We start from the raw sequence: 5,858 nt of genomic DNA, 5'->3' as shown, positions 1-5,858 counted from the left end.
CGCCTGCGCCTCCGGCCGCATCGCCACCCGCGCCATCGCCGAAGAAATCGCAACGGAAAGCCCCGATCTCTTCGATGCCTCCCTCACCCTCCACATTTCCGGCTGCGCCAAGGGCTGCGCCCATCCCGGCCCAGCGGGCCTCACCCTGGTCGGCGACGAAAACGGAGCCGGACTTGTCGTGGACGGGACGGCAAAGGCCCTTCCTGCCGGATACAGGCCGGGCTATGACGCCGCGCGCGGGGTCGCCGGCATTGCGGCGGCGATCCGAAACGCACGGCATCCCGGCGAGACTGCCGCCGCTTGCCTCACAAGGCTCGGCGCGACTGAGATCGCCGAACTCTATCGACGGAACTGAAGAATGGCCGCCTACGACTATATCCATGACGGGATGGCGATCTACGAGCGCTCTTTCGCCATCATCCGCGCCGAGGCGGACTTGTCGCGCTTTTCCGAGACAGAGGCCGATGTCGCGATCCGCATGATCCACGCCTGCGGCCAGGTCGAGGCAGCCAGCCAGTTCGTGTTCTCCAGCGGTTTCGTTGAAGCGGCCCGTGCCGCCCTTGCCGCCGGGGCGCCGATCTTCTGCGATGCCGAGATGGTCGCCCACGGCATCACCCGTGCCCGCCTGCCGGCCGGAAACGAGGTGATCTGCACGCTGCGCGACCCGCGCACCGTCGATATCGCCAAGGAAATCGGCAACACGCGCTCGGCCGCCGCTATCGACCTTTGGAGCGAGCGCATGGCAGGTTCGGTGGTCGCCATCGGCAACGCACCGACCGCGCTGTTCTATCTGCTCGAAAAATTGCGCGACGGCGCGCCGAAGCCGGCCGCCATCATCGGCATGCCGGTTGGTTTCGTCGGTGCTGCCGAATCCAAGGATGCTCTGGCCGAGAATTCCTACGGTGTGCCTTACGCCATCGTACGCGGCAGGCTGGGCGGCAGCGCGATGACGGCCGCTGCACTCAACGCATTGGCGAGGCCAGGCCTGTGAACGCTTTTCCCAAAGGCCGGCTCGTCGGCGTCGGCACCGGTCCCGGCGATCCGGAGCTATTGACGCTGAAGGCGGCGCGCGTGCTGGCCGAGGCTGACGTTGTCGCCTATTTCGCCAAGCGCGGCAACAACAGCAACGCGCGCGCCATTGTCGAGGCGCGCTTTCGCCCGGATATGGTCGAGCTGCCTCTGCTCTATCCGGTGACGACCGAGATCGACAAGGATCACGACGACTATCGCTCGCAGATCACCGATTTCTACGAGCAGTCCGCCGAACAGGTCGCCGGGCATCTCGGCGCCGGCAAGATGGTGGCCGTGCTGTCGGAGGGCGATCCGCTTTTCTACGGCTCCTACATGCATCTCCATGTGCGCCTCTCGCACCGATTCCCGACCGAAGTCATTCCCGGTATCACCGCCATGTCCGGCTGTTGGTCGGCGACCGGCCTGCCGATCGTCCAGGGCGACGATGTGCTGACCGTGCTTCCCGGCACGATGAGCGAGTTCGAGCTGACGCGGCGGCTGGCCGATACCGACGCCGCCGTCATCATGAAGGTCGGCCGCAACCTGCCGAAGATCCGATGCGCGCTGGAAGCGACCGGCAAGCTGGCGAAGGCCGTCTATGTCGAGCGCGGCACCATGCCGGGCAGCGTGTCGATGCGGCTCGCGGAAAAGCAAGACGACAAGGCGCCCTATTTCGCCATCGTGCTGGTCGCCGGCTGGTCGGCGCGTCCCGGAGTTCCCGGAGCAAAGCCATGAGCGGCTGCCTCACCGTGATCGGCCTCGGTCCCGGCAATGCCGATCAGGTCACGCCGGAGGCGATCCGCGCCGTGACAGAAGCTTCCTTCTTCTATGGCTACAAGCCCTATCTCGACCGGCTCGAACTGCGACAGGATCAGACCCGCATCGCCTCCGACAATCGCGAAGAGCTAGCCCGCTCGAACGAGGCGCTGGCCAAGGCAGCCGAAGGTCACAGCGTCGCTGTCGTGTCCGGCGGCGATCCCGGCGTATTCGCCATGGCGGCCGCCGTCTGCGAGGCGATCGAAGCCGGTCCGCCAGAATGGAGGTCAATCGAGCTCGCGGTCGTCCCCGGCGTCACCGCCATGCTCGCGGTCGCCGCCCGCATCGGCGCGCCGCTTGGCCATGATTTCTGCGCCATCTCGCTCTCCGACAATCTAAAACCCTGGGAGCTGATCGAGCTGCGTCTGCTGGCGGCGGCCGGCGCCGGCTTCGTCATTGCGCTCTACAATCCGATCAGCAAGGCGCGCCCCTGGCAGCTCGGCCGCGCCTTCGAATGCCTGAAGGCCATTCTGCCGGGCACCACCCCGGTGATCTTCGGCCGCGCCGCCGGCCGGCCCGAAGAGCGCATCGAGGTGTTTCTGCTCGCCGACGCCGATGCCGCAAAGGCCGACATGTCGACCTGCGTCATCATCGGCTCGCCCGAGACCCGCATCATCAAGCGCGGCGACAAGCCCACGCTGGTCTACACGCCGCGTTCGGCAACTGGGTCGAGAAAATGATCGACCATCGCAGCCAGTTGATCGACGGTCTCGGCCGACGCAACGTCCGGCAGCGGCGGCCTGCGCACCATGATCACTTCGATGCCGAGCGCGCGCGCCGCGGCGATCTTGCCGTAGGTCGCCTCGCCGCCGCTGTTCTTCGAAACGACGGTATCGATGGCGTATTTTTCAAGCAGCGCGCGCTCGTCCGCTTCGGGAAACGGCCCGCGCGCCAGAAGGTAAACTACGTCAGGCACAGCCAGCTTCGGCTCGATCGGGTCGACGCTGCGAATGAGATAGCGATGCTGCGGAGCGGTCTCGAACGCGCCGGCTTCCTGCCGGCCGATCGCCAGCAAGACTCGTCGCGGTGCCGTGCCAAGCGCCTTGGCCGCTTCAGCGACGCTCTCCACCAGCGTCCAGCGATCACCCGCGACAGGCTCCCAGCCGGCACGCCGCAGCGCAACGATCGGCACGCTGGTTTGCCTGGCCGCCTCAGCGGCATTGGCCGAGATACGGGCCGCATAAGGATGCGTGGCGTCGATCACCAGATCGACCTGTTCCTGATGGAGATAGGCGGCCAATCCCTGCACGCCGCCAAAGCCGCCGGTACGCACGGGCACGCCTTGCACCATAGGGCTTTCGGTGCGGCCGGCGAGCGACAGCATGATCGAGAAATCCTCCCGGCGAGCCAGCTTACCCGCCAGCTGCCGGGCCTCCGTGGTTCCGCCGAGGATCAGAATACAGTAGGTCATCATGCCTGCTGAGGGTTCGCGCGCTGCCAAGCCGGTCGCAAGATGGCTGACCATCGTCGGCATCGGCGAGGACGGTGTAGCGGGTCTGGGCGACGAGGCCAAGCGCAGGATCGCCGAGGCCGAAGTCATCTTTGGCGGCAAGCGGCACCTCGCGCTCGTCTCAGACTTGGCCAAGGGCAAGGAGCGACCGTGGCCGACGCCGTTCGATGCCGAGATGCATGACGTGCTGGCGCTCGAAGGCAGAAGCGTCTGCGTGCTGGCTTCCGGCGACCCGTTCTTCCACGGCGTCGGCGTCACGCTGGCGCGCAAAGTGAAACCGGATGAGATGCTCGTCCTGCCGGCGCCGTCATCGCTGTCGCTAGCCGCTTCCCGCCTCGGCTGGGCGCTGCAGGATGTCGAAACCATCTCGTTGCATGGCCACTCGATCGACCTCATCCGCCCCCTGCTCCATCCCGGCGCACGTATCCTTGCGCTCACATCCGACAGCGACGCGCCGGCCGCCATCGCCGCGCTGCTCGACGAACTCGGCTTCGGTCCGTCGCGCTTGACGGTTCTCGAAGCGCTTGGCGGCCAGGACGAAACCCGCCACGCTGTCCGCGCCGACGCCTTCGATCTCAAGAACATCAATCCGCTCAACGTGCTGGCGCTCGACATAGAATCGACGCCGGATGCGCGCATCCTGCCTTTGACCGTCGGCCTTGCCGATCATCTGTTCGAGCATGACGGCCAGATCACCAAGCGCGAGATCCGCGCCATGACGCTGTCGGCGCTGGCGCCGCGGCGCGGCGAATTGCTGTGGGATATCGGTGCCGGCTCCGGCTCGATCGGCATCGAATGGATGCTGGCCCACCCTTCCATGCGGGCGATTGCCATCGAAGCCGACAGCGAGCGCGCCGCCCGCATCAATCGCAACGCCGCGCATTGCGGCGTGCCCGGTCTCGTCGTCATCGAAGCTTCGGCGCCGAAAGCGCTGGCAACACTGGAGACACCAGACGCCATCTTCATCGGAGGCGGCGGCAGCGATGCCGGCGTGCTGCAGACAGCGATCAAGTCGCTGCGCGCCGGCGGCCGGTTGGTCGCCAATGCTGTGACGCTGGAAATGGAGGCGCTGCTGCTTGACCAGCATACCAGGCGCGGCGGCGACCTTCTGCGCATCGCCCTCTCGCGTGCGGCGCCGGTAGGATCCATGCAGGCCTGGCGTCCGGCCATGCCGGTCATGCAATGGAGCTGGGTAAAGCCATGATGGTCGCGGGTATCGGCTGCCGGAAGGGTGTGACGGCGCGCGACGTGCGGGCCGCGATCGAGACCGCGCTCGAAGCGCATGGGTTGGCAGTAACCGCGCTTTCAGCGCTGGCAACGGGCGAAATGAAACGCGACGAGCAAGCGATCTTTCTTGCCGGTCGCGACCTCGACCTGCCAGTCCTCATCGTCTCCGACGACGCCTTGCAAGCCGTCTCGTCCGGCACGATCAGCCAATCCGAATGGTCGCAGGCTCATGCCGGCACGCCGTCGGTTTCGGAAGCGTCGGCCCTGGCCGCGGCCGGCAAAGAGGCGAAACTGCTTGGGCCGCGCACGGTACTTGGTCCTGTTACCTGCGCCATCGCCCTTGGTGGAGGCCCAAAATGACCGTCCATTTCATCGGCGCCGGCCCTGGTGCTGCCGACCTCATCACTTTGCGCGGCAGCCGCCTGCTGGCGTCCTGCCCGGTCTGCCTCTATGCCGGCTCGATCGTTTCGCCGGAACTGCTCGAACACTGCGCGCCCGGCACAAAACTGATCGACACCGCGCCGATGTCGCTCGACGAGATCGAGGCCGAATATCTTGCCGCCCACAAAGCCGGCCAGGACATCGCGCGCCTGCATTCCGGCGACCTTTCGGTGTGGAGCGCAGTGGCCGAGCAGATCCGGCGGCTCGAGAAGCGCGATATCCCCTACACGATGACGCCGGGCGTGCCTTCCTTCGCGGCGGCAGCGGCGGCGCTTCGGCGCGAGCTTACCATTCCCGAGCTCGCGCAGAGCCTCGTGCTGACCCGCGTGTCTGGCCGCGCCTCGAAAATGCCGCCCGGCGAGACGCTTGCCGGCTTCGGCCGCACCGGCGCAACTCTAGCCATCCATCTCGCCATCCATGCCATCGACCGCATCGTTGCCGAACTCACGCCGCTCTACGGCGCAGAATGCCCAGTGGCGGCCGTCTTCCGCGCTTCCTGGCCGGACGAGCGCATTCTGACCGGCACGCTGGGCACGATCGAGGCACAGCTTGCGCAAAATCCGATGGAGCGCACGGCGATCATCTTCGTCGGCAGCGCATTGGCCGCGCAGGATTTCGGCGAGAGCTCACTTTACGACGCCCACTACCAGCGGCGTTTTCGTGGACGGGACGGATTGTGAACGCCAGCACCAACAGAAACGGACGGGCAACGGTGGAGCAGGCGCTGGCGCGGCTGAACTTCAAGCCGCGCGCGCTGGAGCCCGGCCATGTCTGGCTGGCCGGCGCCGGCCCAGGTGATCCCGGCTGCCTGACGCTAGAAGTGCTGGCGGCACTCGGGCAGTGCGATGCGCTGGTTTATGACGCGCTGGTCTTGCCCGATGTCGTCGCGGTTGCTGCAGGCGCGGAGCTCTTC

The 5,858-nt window shown here is 66.6% G+C and carries 8 protein-coding genes and 1 pseudogene; 8 read left to right on the top strand and 1 reads right to left on the bottom strand.

Features of this window, described 5'->3' with window-relative positions:
• The 4 genes and pseudogenes from EOA32_RS32160 to EOA32_RS32145 all read left to right on the top strand — a co-directional run.
• Positions 1-355: pseudogene (locus tag EOA32_RS32160) on the top strand (precorrin-3B synthase); the annotation flags it as partial.
• A gap of 3 nt (positions 356-358) precedes the next feature.
• The gene (locus EOA32_RS32155) at positions 359-991 is read left to right on the top strand and encodes a precorrin-8X methylmutase (protein WP_095779767.1); all 633 of its coding nucleotides are present in this window, start codon (positions 359-361) and stop codon (positions 989-991) included.
• Positions 988-1,746 (top strand): precorrin-2 C(20)-methyltransferase, encoded by a 759-nt coding sequence (locus tag EOA32_RS32150; protein ID WP_128373876.1) that lies wholly within the window; start codon positions 988-990, stop codon positions 1,744-1,746. Before EOA32_RS32155 ends, EOA32_RS32150 begins: the two co-directional genes overlap by 4 nt.
• The gene (locus EOA32_RS32145; protein WP_128373875.1) at positions 1,743-2,507 is read left to right on the top strand and encodes a precorrin-3B C(17)-methyltransferase; all 765 of its coding nucleotides are present in this window, start codon (positions 1,743-1,745) and stop codon (positions 2,505-2,507) included. The genes EOA32_RS32150 and EOA32_RS32145 overlap by 4 nt, the downstream gene beginning before the upstream one ends.
• On the opposite strand, the gene EOA32_RS32140 is transcribed toward EOA32_RS32145, so the two are convergent.
• A complete protein-coding gene (locus EOA32_RS32140) occupies positions 2,471-3,238 on the bottom strand; it encodes a cobalt-precorrin-6A reductase (RefSeq protein WP_128373874.1) in 768 nt (255 codons plus the stop codon). The genes EOA32_RS32145 and EOA32_RS32140 overlap by 37 nt on opposite strands.
• Position 3,239: 1 nt before the next feature.
• On the opposite strand from EOA32_RS32140, the gene cbiE reads away from it, so the two are divergent.
• The 4 genes from cbiE to EOA32_RS32120 all read left to right on the top strand — a co-directional run.
• On the top strand, positions 3,240-4,481 hold the full coding sequence (gene cbiE, locus EOA32_RS32135) for a precorrin-6y C5,15-methyltransferase (decarboxylating) subunit CbiE (RefSeq protein WP_128373873.1): 1,242 nt from the start codon (positions 3,240-3,242) through the stop codon (positions 4,479-4,481).
• A complete protein-coding gene (locus EOA32_RS32130) occupies positions 4,478-4,864 on the top strand; it encodes a cobalamin biosynthesis protein (RefSeq protein WP_128373872.1) in 387 nt (128 codons plus the stop codon). Before cbiE ends, EOA32_RS32130 begins: the two co-directional genes overlap by 4 nt.
• Positions 4,861-5,625, top strand: a complete 765-nt coding sequence (cobM, locus tag EOA32_RS32125) for a precorrin-4 C(11)-methyltransferase (RefSeq protein ID WP_128373871.1) — start codon at positions 4,861-4,863, stop codon at positions 5,623-5,625. Before EOA32_RS32130 ends, cobM begins: the two co-directional genes overlap by 4 nt.
• Positions 5,622-5,858: SAM-dependent methyltransferase (locus EOA32_RS32120; protein WP_245499455.1), on the top strand; the 237-nt coding region annotated here is incomplete at its 3' end. The genes cobM and EOA32_RS32120, both read left to right, overlap by 4 nt.

It is taken from the genome of Mesorhizobium sp. M1A.F.Ca.ET.072.01.1.1, assembly GCF_004023325.1.
Classification (GTDB): Bacteria; Pseudomonadota; Alphaproteobacteria; order Rhizobiales; family Rhizobiaceae; genus Mesorhizobium.
This window is presented reverse-complemented; position numbering and strand designations above follow the sequence as displayed.